General features: G+C 66.3%; 2 protein-coding genes and 1 pseudogene. 1 reads left to right on the forward strand and 2 read right to left on the reverse strand.

All coding sequences use genetic code 11. The annotated features are described in order from the left end of the window. On the forward strand, positions 1-692 hold a 692-nt coding region (locus WA702_RS24470), incomplete at its 5' end, for a GNAT family N-acetyltransferase (RefSeq protein WP_425113126.1). Between the two features lie 6 nt (positions 693-698). Here the strand turns inward: WA702_RS24470 and WA702_RS24475 are convergent. Both WA702_RS24475 and WA702_RS24480 read right to left on the reverse strand, forming a co-directional pair. Next, positions 699-1,364: a DsbA family oxidoreductase gene (locus WA702_RS24475; protein ID WP_425113127.1), complete on the reverse strand. Its 666-nt coding sequence runs from the start codon at positions 1,362-1,364 to the stop codon at positions 699-701. 75 nt (positions 1,365-1,439) lie between these two features. Continuing rightward, positions 1,440-1,545 (reverse strand): annotated as a pseudogene (locus WA702_RS24480) (transcriptional regulator); the annotation flags it as partial.

Below are 1,545 nucleotides of genomic sequence, written 5' to 3' on the forward strand. Positions count from 1 at the left end.
TGCGCGTGCTGCAATTCCACGCGCGCGCCTGCCTCGACGCGACGCGTGACGGGGACACGCTGCTGCACGATGCGCTCGGCGGCAGGAAGCTGAAGCGATTGCAGCGGCAGCGCAACCATCTCGCCGAGCACGGCCAAGTCGAATTTCAGGTGGCGCGCGGGCCGCGCGATGTCGCAGCCGCGCTCGAGACGTTCCTCGCGCTCGAGGCCAGCGGCTGGAAAGGCCGCCGCGGCACCGCGCTGATCCAGCACGACGGCGACGCCGCCTTCATCCGCCGCGCCACGACGGCGCTTGCCGAAACCAATCAATGCGAGATCGTGACCTTGCGCGCCGGTGCGACTGCGATCGCAGCCGGCATCGTGCCGCGTCACCAGGGTCGCGCCTTCTTCTTCAAGATCGGCATCGACGAACGGTTCGCAAGCTATTCGCCGGGGGTGCAGCTCTCGCTGGACCTGACCCGCCACCTCTGCGCTGACCCTGCCATCACATCGGCGGATTCCACCGCAGACCCCGACAACACGATGATCAATCCGATCTGGCGTGGACGCCTGACGATCGGCGACGTGCTGATCCCGCTGTATCGACACGATCCCATGGTGGACATCATCGATATGGCGCTGCGTGCGCGGCGATCGGCCCTCGATCTCGCCCGCCGCGGTGTGCACGCCGCGCGCAACGTTCGAAGAGGCTAAGCGACGTTACTCCGCCGCCTGCGCGTTGATCTCCGCCGACACCTGCCGGATCGCACGTGCCAGCATCTGCGGGTCCTGCGCGCCGGAGACCGCGTATTTGTGCGCAAACACATAGGTCGGCACGCCCGAGATGCCCTTGTCGGCGGCTTCCTGTGCGTTTCCCGAGACCAGGGCGACATCCTCGTCGGTCGCGAGCCGGCGGCGCACGTCCTCGGCGTCCAGCCCGCAATCGACTGCCGCCTGCACCAGCACGTTGATGTCGGTGAGATCGCCGCCGTCGCGGAAATACAATTCCATCAGCCGCTGCTTCATCTCCGCGGCCTTGCCGATCGCTTCGGCCCAATGGATCAGGCGATGGCAGTCGATCGTGTTGGGCTGGCGCGCGACCAGCTCGGGCCGGTAGCTCAGGCCCTCTTCCGCCGCGGCTGCGACGACGCGGCCGGCAATGCCCTTATAGGCTTCGACCGAGCCGAACTTGGTGGTGAGATAGTCGTCGCGGCTGATGCCCTCGCGCGGCACCCAGGGATTGAGGAAGAACGGCCGCCAGTGCACCTCGACCGGCACCTCGGCGACCTGCTTCAGCGCCTCCTCGATCCGGTGCTTGCCGATGTAGCACCAGGGACAGACGACGTCGGAAACGATATCGATGGTCAGCGGTTTCAGGGCGCTCATGACGATTCCTTTGGCGGTTCCTCGCAGGCTTGGTTCCAGGCAAGATAAGCCCCGCAAGGGCGAGCACAAGCGCCCTCAGAGCCGCGCTGCCATCTCCTTCAGTCGCGTCGCGGTCAGGTCATCTGCGGGAAAGAACGTTTCCAACGCCAGCTCCGACAGCGTGATATCGACCGGGGTGCCG

The organism is Bradyrhizobium sp., from assembly GCF_049798375.1.
Classification (GTDB): Bacteria; Pseudomonadota; Alphaproteobacteria; order Rhizobiales; family Xanthobacteraceae; genus Bradyrhizobium.